Source organism: Lacrimispora sphenoides, from assembly GCF_900105215.1.
Classification (GTDB): domain Bacteria; phylum Bacillota; class Clostridia; order Lachnospirales; family Lachnospiraceae; genus Lacrimispora; species Lacrimispora sphenoides_A.
This window is the reverse complement of the sequence record NZ_FOIP01000001.1, coordinates 829,179-850,118: the sequence shown is the minus strand read 5'-3', so window position 1 is coordinate 850,118 and position 20,940 is coordinate 829,179. Positions and strand designations below refer to the sequence as shown.

General features: G+C 43.1%; 6 protein-coding genes. All 6 read left to right on the top strand.

Annotation, left to right across the window (positions count from 1 at the left end; genetic code table 11):
* Positions 1-17: 17 nt before the first annotated feature.
* Positions 18-4,193 (top strand): hypothetical protein, encoded by a 4,176-nt coding sequence (locus BMW45_RS03780; RefSeq protein WP_092240669.1) that lies wholly within the window; start codon positions 18-20, stop codon positions 4,191-4,193.
* Positions 4,194-4,253: 60 nt separating this feature from the next.
* Positions 4,254-4,685 (top strand): single-stranded DNA-binding protein, encoded by a 432-nt coding sequence (locus BMW45_RS03775; protein WP_092240667.1) that lies wholly within the window; start codon positions 4,254-4,256, stop codon positions 4,683-4,685.
* Between the two features lie 172 nt (positions 4,686-4,857).
* On the top strand, positions 4,858-5,055 hold the full coding sequence (locus BMW45_RS03770) for a type II toxin-antitoxin system HicA family toxin (protein WP_025231180.1): 198 nt from the start codon (positions 4,858-4,860) through the stop codon (positions 5,053-5,055).
* Between the two features lie 127 nt (positions 5,056-5,182).
* Positions 5,183-5,509: a type II toxin-antitoxin system HicB family antitoxin gene (locus tag BMW45_RS03765; RefSeq protein ID WP_408610318.1), complete on the top strand. Its 327-nt coding sequence runs from the start codon at positions 5,183-5,185 to the stop codon at positions 5,507-5,509.
* 158 nt (positions 5,510-5,667) lie between these two features.
* Positions 5,668-6,732 (top strand): hypothetical protein, encoded by a 1,065-nt coding sequence (locus BMW45_RS03760; RefSeq protein WP_092240665.1) that lies wholly within the window; start codon positions 5,668-5,670, stop codon positions 6,730-6,732.
* An 86-nt stretch (positions 6,733-6,818) separates the two neighbouring features.
* Positions 6,819-20,927 (top strand): SpaA isopeptide-forming pilin-related protein, encoded by a 14,109-nt coding sequence (locus BMW45_RS03755; protein WP_092240663.1) that lies wholly within the window; start codon positions 6,819-6,821, stop codon positions 20,925-20,927.
* Positions 20,928-20,940: the final 13 nt, after the last annotated feature.

Here is a 20,940-nt window from a genome sequence, read left to right as displayed (position 1 = left end):
GAGAAAGGAAAATGAATATGATAAAAAGAATGAAAGGAGTCGCCTACTTGCTTTGTACAACTATGGTAATAAGTACATTGCCAACATGGGCAGTATATGCGGAGAATGGGCGGATTGTAGAAAAAACAGTTCAGACTGCTACTCCATCCGTGGCAGACTGGGATACGGAAGACAATGAGGAGGTAGAGGAAGGGAAAGAAACCAGCGAGGATCTGGAATCCACTTTAGAAACAGATGAAAAGATGGATGAGGAGTTAAGAGAAGCCATTCCTTCTGAAGCGGAAGAAAAACCAAAAGATGCTCCTACAATCCTTCCTACTAAAATAGCGGTAACGACCACAGCTTTCAGCTCCCTGGGAGATATCTGGGATGCCTGGATGGGGAAGACCAGCTTTGAATTTTTGGACGGAAGCCAGGGAGAAGGAACAAAAGAAAAACCCTTTCTTATTAAGAACAGAGAACAGCTTATGGGCCTCTCTGAGCTGACCGCCATGGGAATGATGGTTCCAGAGTCCGGAGAGACGAAATATGCCGGTGACTATTCCGGATGCTATTTTGCCCTGGGAGGAAACATTGATTTACAGGGAGTGGATTGGATACCCATCGGTTTTTACAGGGATTCCTCTGAAAATGCCGGTGAGGTCCCTTATCCCTTTAGCGGTGAGCTTGACGGAAACGGATATACCATTAAGAACTTAAAGCTTAATTCCTTTGCCAATTATAACAATGTAGGGCTGTTCGGGGCAGTCTCGGATGGGGGGATCTATGACGTGACTATCATACCGGACAGCAACGAGATAAAGGGAAAAGACCGGACCGGTGTTGTAGCCGGATATGCAAAGAATTCCAAAATCCGAAATGTGACCGTAAAAAATGCCTATATCCGCTCTAGCGGCATTGCTGGTGGAATCGCAGGAGAGATCAGCGGTACTATCATTGAAAATGCTATCTGTGAAAAGATGATGATTGATGCCACCGACGGAACAGATGTGATTTATGTTGGAGGGATCGCTGGGATTGCATCGGATTCCTATATCGTGGACTCTAATGTTTCCACAGGGGACGGAACCACGGCTAGAATCCAGGGGACAGGCTATATCGGCGGGATCGTCGGATTCCAGAATGCAGCCTATATCTACAATACACATGTAAGCGGAACCATCGGCGGCTACCATTCAACGGCTATCGGAGGAATCACCGGAAGATATGCAGCCGGGAAACTTAAAGTGGCACGTTTTGAGGGCACCATCGGAAACTCTCAGCTTGGCTCCTTAGCAAGAGAGGGGACCTTTATAGGAACCAGGCAGGGAGCCGCAACAAACTTTAATTACATAGAAGATGTAGCCTATTTGTTTACAGATTCTGTAAGCAAGATCAGCGCCAATGTATGCGGATCAGAGATAGGTGATGATAACGACTATACCTATGCTGCGCATATAGGATACTGGCATACCGGGGATATATATTATACCCTGGTGCAGGGTGGATCTAAAAAGACCATATCAGACCGGTATTTTTACGAAGAATTAGAAAACGGCATTCTGACCGTCATGGATAAGGAAAGTGGGGATTACATTCTGGATCATTTTGCCCCGAATTCCCTGGGGCGTCCCGTGAGAGGATATCTGATAAATGTGAATCAGATCGACACGGTGGCAAATGGTCGGAACTTTTACGATGTCGCAACCCTGGAGATGAGGGGAAGTTCCCAGTATTCCAGACCTCTTGATAAGGAACATCGGGGGTCCATTGCAGCCGGGACAACGGTAAGCGTAACAACAGCTCCAAAGAATACGAATACAGAAAAGTTCCAGATGGAAGGTACCCCAACTTACGCAAACAGTAAAGGAGTAAAGAAGAGCACTACCTATTCGGATAGCAGCCATGCCTATACCTTTTCGATGCCGCAGGAGGATATATCTGTATCAGCGGTTTATAAGAAGGTGGCTGTGTCCATCAAGGTAGAACCAGAGGATTATTCTTTTGCAGTAGTACAGACCAGGACAGGTAACCGGAAAAACCCAGTAAAGACCACAGAGATCAGGAATAAGGAAGGGAAGCTCATTGCACGTTATATCAATGGAGTGTTAGAGCAGGGAACCGAAGTTCAACCAGTAAATATCAAGGCTATCATTGATGCCAATAATGATGTAGATGACGGCCGGGTGAAATGGAGCATTGACGATCCCCAGCTTATCAGCCTGGCGAAAAACGATGATGAGGGGACTGATGGCTATACGGCCAAATCAGCCAGCCTTACCGTAAACCTTTCTTCTTCTTTTTTTACAAGTATTACAGAAGAGGGGGAAAGGGCCCAGGCGGAAGGGAATTACCAGTATAAGATCCCCAATACGATTTATGGAGCTGGGCACCAGAATGGCGGCGTTGCGGTCCTGACGGCACAGACCAGGCCATCCGCTTCCTTTGAAGGTAAGCCCTGTACGGCGAACAGCCGGATCAATGTCACATTTCAGGTCCTGGATAATACCTTAGTGGCAACGGAGGGAGTGAACCTGGATAAACAGGCCCTTACATATACCGTAACTAGGACCTTAACCGGGGACCGGACTAATCCGCAGGAAACAGTGTCGGTAACGGCACCCCAGTCATTAACGGCTACATTTACACCGGATTTTTTCTCCAGGGCTGAAGTAACCTGGTCAAGCTCGGACCCGACAGTGGCTCTGGTATCTCAGGATCAAGAAGCTTATCGGGAGGTATCAGTTTCTGGCCTAAAGGACTCTGCTTGGATCAGAAATATCATGGCGACGGATAATGGGATCCGGGAGAGTGATAAGTATACAAAGATATCCGGGGCCGGAAGCCGGGAGGCGATTGTTACGGTAAATGGGAAGGACAAGCTTGGAAATCAGGCTTCAGCCACATGCCAGGTAAGCGTAAAGTTTGTAACCAATGACCAGACAAGGATTATTCCGGAAGGGATCACCCTGGATAAGACGACGCTTTCTTATAGTCTGGGGTATAGGAAGGAAGGGGATATCCATTCCGAAACGGTTCAAAACATCGGTTTTGAAACGAGAAAACTATCCGCAGCCGTTTTTCCAGAGGTGGAGGATACTACGGAGCATAAGCCTTATGACCGCAGCGTTTTATGGATCTCTTCCGATCCGGAAGCAGTAACGGTGGATCAGGAAGGGAATGTAGAACCGATTGAAGGAGCATCGTGGATCAGAAAAGCACTTTCAAAGGCGCCGTATCGGGCAGAAAAGAACGTGGAGATCACGGCCATAACAAAAGATGGCCAGAAAGCTGCTGCCTGTAAGGTTACATTAACCTTCCAGGCAGAATGCATCGAGGCAGACCGGGAGGATGAGAAATATAACCTGATACTCACAAAGACAGGAAGATCAAGCAGCCCCGTTCTTTCATGGAAAGGACTTGAAAGCAAGAAATTCAATGCTTCCATTTATTCCGGAATCCAGGATATGCAGAATGTTCTATGGTGTTCCTCTGATGCCAGTATCCTTACTGTGGATCAGGATGGATTCGCAACTCCTGTAGTTTTTAATGAGAAACAGGAGGTTATGGCGAACTGGATTAAGGCGGCCATGGCAAAATCTCCATATACCGGAACCGTAGCGGTAACGGTTTATGCTTATACAAGTGATGGAAAGATGTATGATCCGGTAGCTGTTACTCTTAATTTTAAGGTAATTGACAATACGACCTCCAGCAGCTCCGGCGGAGGTGGTGGTTCTTCAGGCGGCAAAAGTGGTGCCCGCTCCGTGGTAATAACGACTGCAGGGAATACTCAGGGGTCAGCAACTCCGACCGGAGCAGTAACGGGAACCTGGACACAGGTGGCAAATGGAAAATGGATCTTTGCCTCAAACCGTACGTATACAGATGAATGGGCATATATCAGTAACCCGTACGCAACCGGAGAGCAGGAAAAAGCCTCCTGGTTCCGGTTTGACATGGAGGGGTTTATGGTAACGGGCTGGCAAACAGATCCAGATGGAAATACTTATTACTTAAAAACTGCAATGGACGGAACCCAGGGCCAAATGCTTACCGGGTGGCAGTACATACCCGGTGAAGCGGGGCAAACTGTAGAGGGAGCATGGTATTTCTTTAACCCGGTTTCCGATGAAACAAGAGGTAAACTCTTAATCAGCACTGTTACACCAGATGGATATACAGTAAATGAGAAAGGCCAATGGGTACAGTAAAACGACATAATAACAATACATATTCCCTGCCCATATGGGCAGGGAGGAATGGAGGAAAATATGAATCGTGTAATTTTAATGGGGAGATTAACCCGTGATCCAGAAGTAAGATATTCCCAGGGAGAGCGTATTATGGCAGTTGCAAGGTACACTCTCGCAGTTGACCGCAGAGTCCGCAGGAATCAGGACGGTAATGAACAGACAGCTGATTTTATCAATTGCGTTGCATTTGACAAAGGAGGAGAGTTTGCAGAAAAATATTTTCGTCAGGGTATGAGAGTACTGATTTCCGGAAGAATCCAGACTGGGAGTTATACAAATAAGGACGGAAATAAAGTATATACAACAGATATTATTGTGGATGAACAGGAATTTACTGATAGCAAGAATGCATCTTCTGATAATTCCAGGCCAGAGCCAACTAATGTAGTAGGGGGCAGCGTTATGAATATTCCAGATGGAGTGGGTGATCCGGACTTACCTTTTATTTAGAGGATAAAATTGTGATCTTGTACATTGACAATAGAAAATATTTAACTGATAGAAAAAAATAGAAAATAGATTTAAATATAGGCCGAATCTTGTTGTAACACATATAAAAACATGTGTTAGTTGACACATATAATTATATGTGTTACAATGACTATGTCAGAAGGGAAAATACATGAAGAGTTATTCATCACGGGAAGTCATTGCAATGCTTGAAGTTGATGGATGGTATGAGGTAGGAGTAACTGGAAGTCATCACCAATACAAACATCCGATTAAGAAGGGGCGTACAACCGTAAAACATCCTGACAAAGATATTCCGCTCCCAACGCTAAAAAGTATTGAAAGACAGTCAGGGTTAAAATTCAAATAGCTCTTATTCTCTCACGATAAAATATAAATAGAGGAGGCCTTTTATTATAAAAAAATCAGAACGTTATTTTTATCCTGCTATTTTTACTTATGAATCTGGAAAGGAAATTGCAGTTGTTTTTCCTGATTTGGATTGTGCTACCAGTGGAAAAGATGATGATGATGCATTTCTTTCAGCGAGGGAATTACTTGGCTGCGCCCTATATGGCTTAGAGGAAGATGAAGAGGATATACCAGATCCTACGCCGCTTTCGCAGATAGAAGTACATGAAAATGAAAGAGTGGTTTTAATTGACGTTTATATGCCTTCCATTCGTATGGCACGAATCAACCGTTCTGTTAATCGTACAGTAACACTTCCGGCATGGCTTAATGCTATTGCGATGGAGCATGATATAAACTTTTCTCAGTTGCTGCAGGAAGCAATAAAATCTCAGCTACACATTAATAGATAAGTACATTTGATACCGAAAAAGTTCTATATAAATATGCTTACGGGAGGAGATGATAAATTAACAAACTGGAGTTGGCTATCCTTTGTATCTTTTGAATAAGAATTTATAGAGTTATCATACCGGAGATTTTTAAATAAGCTTTAAGGGAGGAATTAAGTATGAAGAAGAAATTATTGACGGCTGTTATATCAGTTATTTTAATAATTGGATCAGCAACAACTTCTTTTGCAGGGCAGTGGAAGCTGGAAGGTGCAGCATGGAAATACCAGAATGACAATGGCTCTTATGCTACAGACTGGAATTGGATTGATGGAAAATCCTACTTCTTTGAAAAGAACGGAAATATGCTTGCAAACACGACCACTCCTGACGGTTATTCGGTTAATGCAGATGGCGCCTGGGTTATGAATGGTGTTGTGCAGATACAGAATGCCAGTGAATCAGATATGGACAACATAGGTGATTATGATCCGCAATACCCCTTAAAAGGCTATATGGAACCATGGTTTGTGACCAGTCCAGTTACAGGTACAACTGCCTGGAAGAGCGATCCGGATAACTTCTTCTACGAATCCAATAATCATTTGCAGTATGCTTTGAATCTTGCAATCCAAAATAGAGATCCTCTTTCCCTAATTTCTTTTGGTGGAAGGGAATTGGCTGCTATTGCAAAACTAACGGATTATCCTACCACTGGACTGGAAGGTGTGGATCAAGAAAAGTTAGAGCGTTTGACCACAGAAACCCGAAATTTTTTAAACAGCTTTGACTGGAGAAATGCTTCCGATTATGAAAAAGTGGTACGGATCGCAAAGAGAATCACTCAGGCAGATTATATAGATCAGGAAGGAACCCAGTATTCCTACAGTTGTCTGGTTAACGGGAATGCAAATTGCGATGGATATAGGGGAGCTGCATATCTTTTAGCTACTTGTGTGGGGCTACCTGTGAATAGCCTCGGTTTTGTAAGTCATATTTATCCTGTGTTTTTAGTGGATGGTGTATGGTTAGCTTATGAACCAACTAGTAAGAACACTTATTTTACGGTGGCCTCGATTTATGAACCATTTTACTATTTAGATGGTGTACCACAATTAACGCAGTTAGGGATTTTCTGTAAATCGACTGGATACGAAATTCCATCAAGCGTGGAGGGAAAGTTTCCAGATGTAAGAACTGGTGTTATTCGAGGAGAAAATGCACCAATTATATATTTTAATTAAAAACTTATAAGGAAAAGCTATCGGTTATTATAACCGGTAGCTTTTTTTCTCATAACATGGAAAAATATGAAAAATAAGGAGAATAGATGATCAGAAGTTGGAAGAGAGGTATAAAACTAAATCAGAAAATTGCTGGGCTGCTTGCAATTGTCTTATTGTTAACGCCTATACTCACCTACTTACCACCAGGTATGTTTAATTCGTGGGGGTTTGGTCTGGTCTTTGTCAGCTCGGGACAGGCTGGACATCCCTTTTTGATGGGAAAAGCGCCTGGTGATGAAGCAAATAAATGGTTTTTGTGCATGAACCAGGGAGCTTCGGCCCATAGCAATTACGATTATTCCAAGGTAAATGCAGATATCGATTATGACAAAGGTACCATTGAGCAGAAAAAAATGTTCTGGGCTTATATTGGCGCATTTAGAAGTTATGATGGAGATCCAACTCTTAATCAATTCGGTCAGATTGACAAAGATATAGCAAGAGAAGTTGCATGGGCAAAAGGTAAAAGCAATGGTGGATCGGACTGGATAGAATCGCAAGCCAATGACGGTTTTATGACATTGGAAAATATCCCTTCCGGTTGTAAAAGCTCCAAGGATATTCTTGAATTGATCAGCAAGTATGATACCGAAGGTAAGGCAATGTATATCAATGACTTAAGAAGCGGCCCCGGACAAATAGATACAACAAAGCTGTATGAATTGACTGGACTTACAGATTGGGAAACCTTTAAGAGATATTGTGTCATTACAGCTATAACACCGGGACTGGTTGTAAACACAGAGGGCCAGAACCTCTCCTGGAGCTTTCCCTATGCCCAGGTTGGTCAGAAACCAAACGAAGCGGTTATGAAAATTAGTTACGATCCTAATGTTTTTAGGGTATTGGAAGTCTCAGGCCGCTTAGAGTATTTCCAGTGTAATGTTCCAGGTTCCCAGCAACTATATCGTGCAAAAGGACATGCGAAAGAAATAACTTGTGAGTTTTTCCTCACTACAAAATACAGTACAAATACTTCTGCTCCGACACCAGGCGGTGGAGAAGTATCCTTAAAGGTTTATCGACACAATGAAACCTTTGAATCCAATTATAAAGTTGATCTTGAAAAAAGAGACTATGAAACTGGAAATTCATTACAGAATTCTACATGGCAGGTATTGGAACATTTCGACGATAGCCAGTTAAGTGATGATGAATCAGATGGCGGAGTAATCAAAGATAACATGAGAGAAGCCCCAACAACTTGGCAGAATTGGCTGATATTTGACGATGATTTAGTAACGGATGCCAGTGGGCGAATTTCCCATAAAGATATCCGTTTTTATGATTTTAGCCATGCCTATTGCAATGGTCATCCAATTCCCCCGGAACCGGAAATAGATGGATCGGAAGGTGGAGAAGAAGGAGAAGAAAGCAATGCCGATGAAGCGGCAGAAGAGTATGAAATATTAATGGAGGAATGGCAAGCGGCAATAAATGAATGTGAAGCTCGTGCGGCAGCCAGTGGAGGAACATTCCATCACTGGGAATGTGGTGGTGAAGAGGAGCCATCTGAGGAAGAAGCATTTGAAGCATCAGGCTGTAAGGCTGCCAGGGATGATGTATATGAAACCTTTATCAATCTCGAATATGACTATACGTTCAGGGAAACAAAGCCAAGGGATGGCTACATCATTCATGATCCAGGACATCCGGATGACGTTCCGATTGAAATTATTACAATAGCAGCTTCCGAAGCCGGAAGAGCTAAAAAATGGAAAAGTTCCAGTAATGCAAATGTAAAAGTTACAGGATATGTCCGAAACATAACGAAGGGTAGTTCAAGTAGTGAAGGCAACTTTGAGGGATTTGCCGTGCAGAGTTTAACAAACGTGAAAGTTCCTGTATTAGAGAATACCAGCCTGACAGATGAGGAAGAATTATCACTAGCTGATATCAATAGCAATGTGGCAAGTTCATCTACATATTCTGATGCTTATGAGGAAAGTGGAGATTTAATCCTGAAAGAAACCTATGATCTCCCATTAGGAGAAAGAATCATCAACAAATTACTAAATTTTATAGGGCTTCCTACTGCTTTTGCGGAGGAAAAGGAGATAACCGTCAAACTTACCGTTAAGGAGGATGAAGAATTATATGATGAAGAGTTTGATATAGAAGAGGAATTTCTGGATGATTTCTTAGATGATGAAGATGGATCTACTCCATCGCAGGCTAGAAGGAACTTTATGAATCTTTCATTAAGATATAGTCCGGCCACAGATTCTGATGCATTCGTTCCTAAGGAAGAAAGAAGAATAGGGCAAGTCAGCCTTTTTGCAGAAGATACCAATGAAGAACCAGTCATGACAACAATGCTTGGTTTAAGTGCTCTCAACAGAGTTTCCAGTAAGGTGGCCGAAGAAGGAGAAGAGGACAGCCAACCGGAAGTAGACAAAGGACCGAGAAATAATACAGCTCATACCTTTAAAGTATATGATCACCGTGTACCAGGGCAGGTTCATTTCAATAAGAGAGATATGGAATTAATGGCCGGGGAGTCTTTAAATTATGATTCCTATGGCGATTCCCAGGGAGATGCAACCTTAGAAGGTGCGGTATACGGTTTGTTTGCGGCAGATCCTATTTATGGACCGGATACACAACGAGATGACAGTGGAAATGTAACATCCGGTATCGGAGTGGTATTTGATGCAAATGACCTTGTCGCAGTCGCCGCCACAGATAAAAATGGGGAAGGTTCCTTCTTAACGATAACGGAAAGACCTCATAGTATCTATAATTACAAGGCAGGAAAGATTGAATATACCGGAAAGGGATATCCGGAAAACCTGTATATCAAAAACGGTTATGAAAAGGCACAGCCACAGGAAGAAAAGGGCCGTATCTACAAAGATAATAAGACCATGAATGGGGACAGCTGGATCGGAAGACCTTTGCTTCTTGGCAATTACTATATTAAAGAGCTTTCCCGTTCCGAAGGATATGAACTATCTATTACCGGAAAGGATATGGAGGTTACGAATGCAGAGAAAAGTACCCGAGAGTCCTATGGTGATACCACTGATTCGAAAACTGCCCCGGTAGGATCAGCCTGGATAACGAAGCAGCTATATAATGCAGTTACCTTCCCGGAAGAAAATGCTACTTATGGAAATAAAGAAAACTTACTTCTTCTCGAAACAAAATCAAAGGATGCCACAAATGGTTATAACGTAGTCCTTGATGGAATTCCGGAAGGAGCAGATATTTATCTAAACAACGTTACATTGAATCCGGTAGTGATCCAGCAAGTGGATGGAGGAAACTGGGTTGATGCAAAGGAAGCACCATTTTATCTGACAGCAGAATCAGAGTCCGTTTATAAACGTGATATCAATGGAAACATGATTGAGAAACCAGGGGTCACTGAAAGTATCAAGATTTCTTACGAAGCCTACGGAACCGAAGCGGATAAACTACCTACAGAAGGGACTGCTACAGCCAGTGACCCGGCAAGGTTTACCAGTGCTTTTACGATTTCAGAAAGCAACATAAAGTATGTGAAAGCTGAACTGGAGCTGATGATGCGTAATTCTCTCCATATGGAAACTCCGAAAGATAATGATTATTCCACGGCAGATGTCCCAGTCTATGATGAGAAACGGACAGTACATGGGAAAATTGTCTATGGCAGGCCGGAAATGGTCCTTGAAATTGAAAATGCCACGACCAATAAATCAGTGATCGAAACAATATTAAATTATTATATCAATGAAAAAGTATTTACCTATGGCGGCCTTCAAAAAGTGGAATCTAGCGGCGGGAAAATCATTGTAACAGTCGTTGTCGGCATGAATCCGGGTAGGACCTTGTTGTATCAAACAAATTCCAGTGGAGATATCGTTGCTGCTTACTTAACAAAACTGAATACAACCTTCGGAAGATATATTATCAGAAAGTATACAGGGAATGAGTTAAATGCCGCAGAAGTAGGAAATTCAGGCAAATACATAATTAACGTAACACCAGATTATGAAGTGGGCGAAGATGGATTCCCAACGGATAAAACCATGTATCCTACCGATAGCGAAAGGTATCTCCGCTATACCACAGGAGAAACTCTATACGATTACTGGTACTTAAATGGCGGCACTTACGTTGGCCATGCTCCCGTAACCAGGAAAGTCTGGGAGCCGAATTACAAGGAGGTCATTGTAAAAGAAGAGAATGTAAACGCTTCTAAAATCCCCCAAGTTAACTCTACGGAAGAAGTGACGAACCGGGTGGGCAGCACCTATTACTATTATGATAAGGTGTCAAAGCAATATACCATTCATGTCGGTTCAAAAGATATGGACCTAACCGGAGCAAAATCAGGTAACTTCACAATCGTACTTAATAATGGAAAGACCGTTGTTACAAATGAAGATATAAGTAAGATTGGATCAAACAATGTGTGGGGGTATACGGCTGGGGCTAGCATCTCCAATGCAGAATACGTAATACGTGTTTCCGGAGCTGGAGCCGGGGCATTTACTTCCGAAGACTTTGATTCGAACAAGACTTTCATTAAGAGTCAGCATTTGATTTGCAATGGATATCACGATCTGCTTGAAGACGGAAATACAAGAGAAACACCAACCACTGTGCTGCAACGTATCATCGGACAGCAGATTAAGGTTACGAAGACGATAGATGAAAAAACATACGACAACACCAATTCCTATGCCGAAGTCCATGATGACTGGTTTACAAGAACATTTGGGGGGCGTTTTGGAAGAAACACGGTGGCTAAGAAGATGGACAACTTCCGCTTTAAGGTGTACTTAAAATCAAATCTGGAACGACTTTACCGTGACAACGAAGGAAATATAGTCTGGCAGGACAGGTTGGGGAATGAAATTAATGTGATTGATCGAAATAAGAAATTCCCGGCTATAGTAAACAAGGTTTTCACAAAAGTGCAGCATGTCACCTCTCCTTTATATAAAGACTCAGAGGATGCAATCGTAAGTAATAATACCTTGTACAGCTATGCTAATGGTTATATTAACGGAAACCAGAATAACGGCTATACTTCCGTACTGGAATCCATATCGGCAAGGACGGATAGCAGTACTGGAGCAGGAATTGTTTCTGTTTACAATTATGACAAGTTCTTCGATGCCATAAATGTGGCCAATGATGATAAATGGGATCGTACAGATAATGGAAGCACATCTTTTAAACCCTTTGCCTTTATAAAGAAGCACCTGTTTGGAACTAGCGGGGCAGAAAGGCAGTATCCAGCGGACCAAAATAATTTAGAAATTAAGAATCACAGCAATACATCGGATATAGCTACGAATAATGCCCTATATTCTGATAATATCCGCCAGTTTGCCATTACCTGGTATTTGGTTGACGAAGTTGCAAAGCTGGCAAAGAAGAATCCGTCTGGGGAAACGGAAAGCACCACAGGTGAAAATGATTATTCCGATGAAGTTTACGACAAAGCCCTTTCAGAAGCCATCCGAAAGACAGAAAACTATTTAACCCCTTTCTTTGCATATGATCTTGACCTGATTTATTCCATTAAATGGGACAGTGCAAAGAATGGCGGATCAGATAAAGATCTCACAACACTATCAGCGGATACCCTATTTGGTGACATTGCTGGAAACAGCGATGGTTACTACTTTGCTACTTCAAAATATCTGCCATACGGAACTTATGTAGTGGCAGAACAGCAACCGAAATTCAATAATCTGGGGGATTTAAAGAACAAGCATTACCAGATTGACAAGCCAAGAGAAGTCTCTCTCCCGTCTGTATATGCGGATTATGATGGCTCCCAGGCTACGCCGGAAGTGACTAATAATTATTACAATTATTCTGCCGGCATAACACAGCCTGAGATGGAGAGGAAGTATAGGATCCGTTTCAATGAAGAGAGTGTAAGCGTAATCAAGGGCAGGAATGCGGATGGTGACTTTGAAGTTTACAAGTACGGCATGGACATTGACAACATCAGAAACGGCGTGGCAGGGATGGGATCAGGTGACTATTTTGCACTGAGCCAGAACAGATTTAAGCCATATAAGAACTACTACAATGAGCAGGATGATAGAACGAGTGGAAATGTACCATATTATCTGTCAGAAGGCTTAAGTGGTAGAGATGCCGTATCAAAATACTACCGATTCAGCTCCGTGGCAGAAAACAAAGGTAATGCAATTGATGTTCCATTTCCAGGGAGAACCAATAAAGAGATCAATGGTGCTGTAATCCAGTACAAAGATAATGTAATGACCATGCAGGGCGTACAGATTGCTTATGATGGAAAATATGCCCCTATGCTTGTGCCGTGGACGGTCGTGGCCTCTGACAATGTAGTTACAGAGGTAGCAGACTGTATCCTTTCCCTAAATAGAGAGAGCTCATACAAAGGCTTCGGATATACGAAGTTTCGAAACAGTTTTTTTAAAGCAAAGCTGAGGATCGAAAAGCTGGATTCGGAGACAGGGGAAACTCTCCTCCATGACGGAGCCTTGTTTGCTCTTTATGCAGCGTCCAGGGAGGACGGAGAGAATACGGACGGCCTGGTGAAGATTTATGGATCGGATACCCGGATCGAAGGATCGAAGGAATTTTTAGAAGCTATGGGAGCCAAGAATATTGCCTTGGAAGGGAATGCCTGGAAGGGAACTGTTCCGGCAGGAACACCTATATGTAAGGAATCGGAACAGGTGATTCTTACCGATCAGGAAGGAAGAAGGACAGGACAGTTTGAAGCCTTTACAACCACCAGGGACGGTTTTTTGCCCGAAGAAGCGTGGCACGCTGAGGACAAGGAAGAGGATCTAAGAGAAACTTCCTATCAGGATCAGAATTCCGGATATTTAATTACTCCACAGCCTCTCGGAGCCGGGACCTATGTTCTTTGTGAAATTAAGCCTCCTGCTGGATATGTAAGGACAGAGCCAGTAGCCATAGAAGTTTATTCCGACCGGACCACCTACTACCTGGACGGAAACAGAGACAACCGGGTAGTGGCAGCTATTTATGAGGATAAGAGAGGAGAAGGACCACAGGGTATTACAAACATCGCTAGGATTTACGTGGGGAATACTCCAGTACGCTTGGAAATATCCAAAATCAAGGACTCTGAACAGACGATCACATACATAACCAATACCAGATTAGAAGGAACAGAACTGGAGTTAAAACAGAAGCATGGGACTGAAAACCTGGAGTTTGCCTATAAAAACGGAACTTACTTAGGCTATGCCTGGTACAAAGGTACCCTGGAATACTTAGAGTCCAGAAAGGCTACAGGTGAAGATGCAGAGCCGGTCTATGTAGATGGTATATTTGCCGGGTATGGCCTGATATCCAGGCCTTTAGATACCGCAGGCGATAACAACCGCTATGTTGCCGGGGCGCAGATGACTCTTTATGACGCCATAGAAATCAAGGAAAACGGAGACAGCGGAGATTATGGATATGATGGTGTTGAGGTAATAAGGGACCGTAATAATAATGTTCAGTCCATTCAGGTACTAAAGGGACACGCTGGAACCACTATTGAATTTATTCGGGAGGAGGATGAGGAAGGAAGCCTAAACGGAGAGCCAGGGGAAGGAACCTGGACTTACCGGACGATAGAGCGAGGGAATATAGATATTCTTTTCTATTCCCTTGGAGAGCTGAAAGTAACGGAAACCGGGGCGAATGGGAAGATTTACGGCTATGACCGAATCGGGAACCAGGTACAAGTGAAAAACCGGGAATCCATCTACGTGCTGAAAGCCGGGCAGCCTGTCTATGAGTTAACCGGAGGTGATCTGACTGCTGTGAAGTATTCTGCAACAGACAAGTGCTTTCATTTAAGTGATGGAACGATCCTTTATCACCTGGACAGCAATGGTAACCGAGACGCATTTGTGGATCCGACTACCGGCATGGCCTACGCCAAAGAAGGACGAAAGGTCCTTGTATGGCCGGTAAAGGTATCCCGGACGAAAACCGGAGCGGTTATTGCCAGGGAAAAAATCAAAACGTGGAGAATTGCTACCATCAACGCCGACACGGATCAGGAATATATCACAGGGACTTATAACGGAAATCGTTTTGATAAAAGCATGAATCCGGTCTTAAATGACCATGGCCTTCCGGAGTATTACCAGGGATCGGCTGAAACCTATAAAAAGGGCGATCCTGTCTATGATATTGATGGTGATTTCGTCCGCTACAAATACGATGACCTTCTTCCTGCCTATAACAATGCTGCTTACCGGATCAATGACAAGACCGGCATGAATGATATCGGGAAGGAAGAGGACATCACAGATGATAAGAAGCTTTATCATCGCCAGGGAGAAGCCTGGATCATGGAGAATACCTGGATTACCGGAGAGAAGTACCCCAATGATCCATTTAAATCTGATATGACCGTAGGCCAGGCCGATATGCTAAAGCGGGTGATCCCAGGAACATACATCATGGAAGAAGTCAAAGCTCCATCAGGCTATACCAGGGGATTCCCGGAAGGAGTTACCGTTATAGAAACCAGAGAAGTCCAAAAGACCGGGCTGGAGAATGAGAGGATCAAGGTGGAGATTGTAAAGACCGATGCAACGGACCAGTACCGAATTGATGTACTCAGTGATTATCAGGAGGGTCTTACAGTCACGGAACCGAAGGGAGCCTACAGTTACGGTCAGATTTCCGGGGCGCATTTGGCGCTTTATAAAGCTAAGCGGGTTTATACTACTGACAGAGAAACCTATCCGAAAGGATACTATTTTGTAAAGACAGAAAGTAAGGCGGCAGAATGGACGATAGAAAATACAGCTGATAATGCTCCAGTGCAAATTATAGCCGAATGGATCACAGAAGGGGCTCCGAAATACTATGAGGGTATCCCTGCAGGGGACTATATTCTGGAAGAGATAGATGCAGCTATTGGGTATGTCCGAAGCTCCATGGAATTTACGGTAAAAGCTACCGGAGAAGTGCAGACTGTAAATCTAAAGAATGATCATACCAAGCTGGAGGTTTATAAATACTATGAGGACAGCACTGGAAAAAAGGTGCAGCTTCCTAACAGTCATGCGGCTGGTCTGGCCCTTTATGAAGCGAAAACAGATAAAGACGGAAATATTCTGATGGATGGAGTGAAGCCAGTATATGACGAGGAAAAGAGAGTAGCGGGATGGATGACCGATGACTTGACTGAGTATACAGATAAAACAGAAAAAAGTACTGATTTTATGGACCGCATAAAGGACTTTCTCGGCCTGGCAGAAAATCAGTCCAGTTTTATCACGGACTTTGAAGCAGCTTACCAGGAGAAAGGGGAGGACCTTACTTCCTTCATCTGGTACACGAAAGACGGGGAGCGGACGGCCGAGCGGAACGAAATCATTCAGACCGGAAAGGGGGAGGGTACTGTCCAGACTTGGACCACTGATGCCGGAAAGACAATTCGTATCACCATATACCGGAATGTAAAAAATGCTTCCCTTGATCCAGGTGGAAAGCTTCCTCTTAACTTTGAATATCAATTCAACTACGAAGTGGAAAACGGGGTGAAGAATTATGACACATTAGAAGGTATGCACCGGATTGATTATTTGCCCTTCAATGCAGTAAAAGAAGGGAAGAAAGTAGGGAATTACGTCCTGGTGGAAGAAAAGACACCTGCTGGCTTTGAAACAGTCGATCCAAAGGCTATTGTCCTTATAGAGACTGGAAATGTGCAGAGATTCAGCATTGAAAATGAGGAAAAGTACATTAACATTCTCAAAGTGGTAAAAGATGGAGCCAGAGAATATGCCGTAAAGGGTGCAGAACTGGCTCTCTATCGGGCCGATGAAGCTGGGAACTTCGTGGAAGATGAAACCCATCTAATACAGACCTGGATATCTGGATCAGACGGAAGGTATACAGAAAACGATAAGTTTAACGGGGACATTCTGGAGGGATTTGACCAAGGAGATTTAAAACCTCACCGGATCAATAAAATCCCTTATGGAACCTATTATATCGCAGAGCTTACGGCCCCAGCCTACATGCAGAAGATAGATCCAATAAAGATCCTCGTAGGAACAGAAAAAGTTCCTGTTTATCGGGTTGTAAATACCCCAACCGTCGGGAAGCTGGAGATCAAAAAGAAAGCATCCGATACCGGAGAGGGACTGGAAAATGCCCGTTTTATGGTATCTAATAAAGATACCGGGGCTGTCTGGTACATGACAACTGGAACAGATGGAAAGGCAGAAATAGTCGGACTTCCGGTGGGTATGGTGCATACAGACGGAACTATTAAACCTTTCACTTATACTATTAAAGAGATTTCTCCACCGGATCTTTACCAGATCTCCGAGGGAATGAAGAAGTTCCAGTTTGATGGAAAAGAGGCCGGAAAAGAAGTACTTTATACCTGTGAAATAGAGAACCAGACAACAAATATTCAATTCAAAAAAATGAACTTTGATAATGGAATGGTTGTGGAAGGTGCAGAAATAGCTGTGTATGAGGCGGCGGTCATTGATGGAGAGTATCAAAAAGATGGAGAAGCCATAGAGACTTTTGTATCCGGTCCGGACGGTTTTATCCTGACAAAGAAGCTGTCAGCGAACCGGGTTTACATCATGGAAGAGCTTAAAGCCCCAGCCGGATATGCTCTTTCAAAACCGGTGATCTTTACCTTAAATAAAGCGGGAACCGGAATCAGGAATGTATCAAATGATTTTAGCATTTTAAAGCTGGCCTGTGACAATGATGCCATAGAAGCCCTAACCGTCACTTCAAGAGTTCCAGTAAAGGTATATACCATATTAAAAGACTTAGATACAGGAACCGAACTTCCTCCCTTTATTGGGACAGGAAGCGGCCAAGTTATCACCGCGGAAGATGGTGTCATAAACGGCCATTTATACGAAATAACCGAATACACCAGATATTCTGATGGCAGGACAGAAAAGTCCTTTAAGGAAACAAAACGGATCCACCTTGACGAAAGCGGATCCTATTCCATTCCTTCCAGGACATACCTGGAAACAAGGCAGGAGCTGGCCGATGTAAATGGTAACGTCCTTGCAAGCTGGACCGTTAATGAGGACAATCATGATTATACAATCATAAACCCAGTAACAAAGGAAATCCCTTTAGCACAAGTAACAAGCAGCATAGGTGCGGATCACAGTGCAGTAAAAACCGGAAGTGTCATAAAATACACGGCTACCTATACCAATCCTTACAATCATCCAGTTGATATCCGTATCAATGCGGTCCTGAAAGATGGACTTGATTATTTAAGATCCACCAATTATGGAGTAGAACAAAATGGAATTATCACCTGGAATCTCACGGATATCGCTGCCCATGAAAGTGGTACAGTGGACATGGTGGCTGTGGTAAGCGGTGAGATAGGAATGCAGGCAAATGTTTATTTTGAAACACAGACGGAAGCAGTTACGAAGCGTACTACGCTCATAAATCCCATTGTCCCGGAAGGTTCCATTACCATCATAAATAAACTGACTGGAACCGGAAAGGATCAGACAGATGAATTTACTTATCATGTAAGATTTATGGACTCTGCTGGAAAGACCTTAACTGGATATCAGGCATACGCTGGTACATCGGAGGGACGGATCAAAGGAGAAGAAAACATTACAATAACCGGTGACGGGTATCTTACCTTTGCAGGATTGCCCTATGGAACCAGATATGAGATTACACAGGAGCCAAAAGACGGTTATGACAACATACCCCGCTCTACCGGTCAGATAGAAGGGGGAATGATAATAGGTGAGGTTTCAAAGGCCATACAGAGCGCAGTATTCGAAAACAATCGGAACAATGAAACGATTCGTGAGATCTTGACTGCAGGAGGAAACTACCGCCTCATAGAAACCACAACGTACAGTGACGGGAGCAGCCTAATAAGCGGAGTTTATCGTTTTCAGCTAAATGCTTCAGGAATGGTTGATAATGTGAATATGGAAGATCGGCCGGTACACTTATATTTCACGAAAGTGGATGCGCAAACAGGAGAGGAGCTTACAGGAGGCCGCTACAGCCTGATTGATGCAGAAACAGGAAAAGTCATATATGAATTTACGAAAGAAGAAGGAAGGGAGGTCCTCATTCCAGCAAAACTGATTACTCCAGGGAAAGAATATATCATCAAGGAAGAGCAGCCCCCAACTGGATACTCTTTTGAAAAAGAGATCCGCTTCACGGCGGAGGAAAGCGGCATACGGTCAACCATCATTATGCAGGATAAAAAAACAGAAATAAAGATTTTAAAAGTAGATGCAGAGACAGGAGATATTCTAATAGGTGGCCGCTTCTCTATCCGGGAAAAGGATACTGGAACATTAATTAAGGAATTCACTGCTAATGGGGGGCCGATAGTATTAACAGGACTTCTGATTGCAGGAAAAACTTATGAACTTTCAGAAGAGGAGCCTCCGGCTGGATATAGCTATAGCGAAAGCTTGACTTTTACAGTACTGGAGGAACCAGGTCTTATTACGGTAGTCATGAAGGATAAAAAAACAGAGGTCTTAATTAAGAAACAGAAAGGTGCCCTTTTTATTGGAATGCCATCAGAAGCAGCCAATCAGTTACCGGGAAGTACGCTTCAAATCTTAAATGAAGATAAGACCCCAGCAAGGGCAATCCGTAATGGAAATGGTTTTAAGGCCGGAGAGGATCTAATCTTTATCACAGGAATTCAGTGGAAGGAGTTAAAAGGCCAGTTGGAGGCTGGAAAAAAATACTGGGTTCACGAAATCAGTCCGGCAGATGGATATGCCTACGCAGAAGATATCCCATTTACAGTCAGTATAAACGGTGATGAGGACGTTATTATTATGATTGATAATCCAACCCATCTGATCCTATCGAAAAAGGCTATCACGGGCAGTGAAGAGCTGCCAGGAAATCATATGAGCATAAAAGATAAGGATGGAAATGTTGTGGAAGAGTGGATTTCTGGGGAGCAGCCTCATGAACTCATTGCAAAATTAAAGACGGGAGAACGGTATTGGCTCCATGAAATCCTTCCTAAAGATGGATATTCATATGCAGAAGATGTTCCTTTTACTGTAAGTAAAAATGGAGCGGTTGACATGGTTGAAATGAAAAACGAAGTCACTGCAATTCGGCTTAACAAAGTAGATTCATCCGGTGTACTTCTAAAAGGAGCCATTTTACAGGTACTAGATCATCAGAAAAATGTGGTTATTCCAGATTTTGAGACAACAGGCGTGGCTATAGATATCACTGGAAGATTAGAGGCTGGAAAAACTTATTACCTTCATGAGGTGAAAGCTCCATCAGGATATTTTCTTTCCTCTGATATAGCATTTACAGTGCCAAAAGGCCCCGGGCTATTGGAAGTCACAATGTCAGATCTTAAGCACCATAGCCCTGATTCTGAAAAAATGTTTCTATATAAATCAGACGCTGCTACAGGACAGGGAATAAAAGGAGTGGAATTTTCTATTTACCGCCCTAACGGAAGTTTATATCTGACTGTAAATACTGGAGAGAATGGGTATGCAAACTTTGATATGCCGGAAAACGGAACCTATACATACAAAGAAACAAAGGCAGCTCCTGGTTACCTTTCAACAGATCACACCTATTCCTTTACCATTCATAACGGTGAGGTATCAGGAATCAGTACAATTTCAGTTGTAAATCATCCTTCTCCGGAGGTGTTTATCCAAAAGATAGACGTTGAAACTTGGGAAAAATTAGCCGGTGCAGAGCTGGAGATTAGAAATGAAGCCGAAGAGCCGGTATACAAAGGAATAACAGATGAAAACGGTGTGATTTCATTCCTTCCGCTCCGCTCTGGAAAATATACCGTACATGAAATAAATGCCCCTGAGGGATATATAAAGGCTGATACCTGCCTGACCATTTATGTAACGGATGATGGAGCTTTAACAGGAGAATTTATATTGTATAACAATCCGGAACACGGGAAGAAAAAGGGTTTCATCACAGCCACATATCAATCCAGTCTAAATGGTCTTGGAATTACTTACTATAAAGGAAAAGGATTCTGGGGTTGGTTGAAAAGACTGCCTAAAACAGGTGATGTAGATCTGAGAGGAGGATTGCTTATAAGTATAGGGCTGGTTGGTATGGTTACTTCCATTGCAATCGTGAGGAGAAGAAGAGATAAGAAGGAGGAAAAATAAGATTAATAGGATT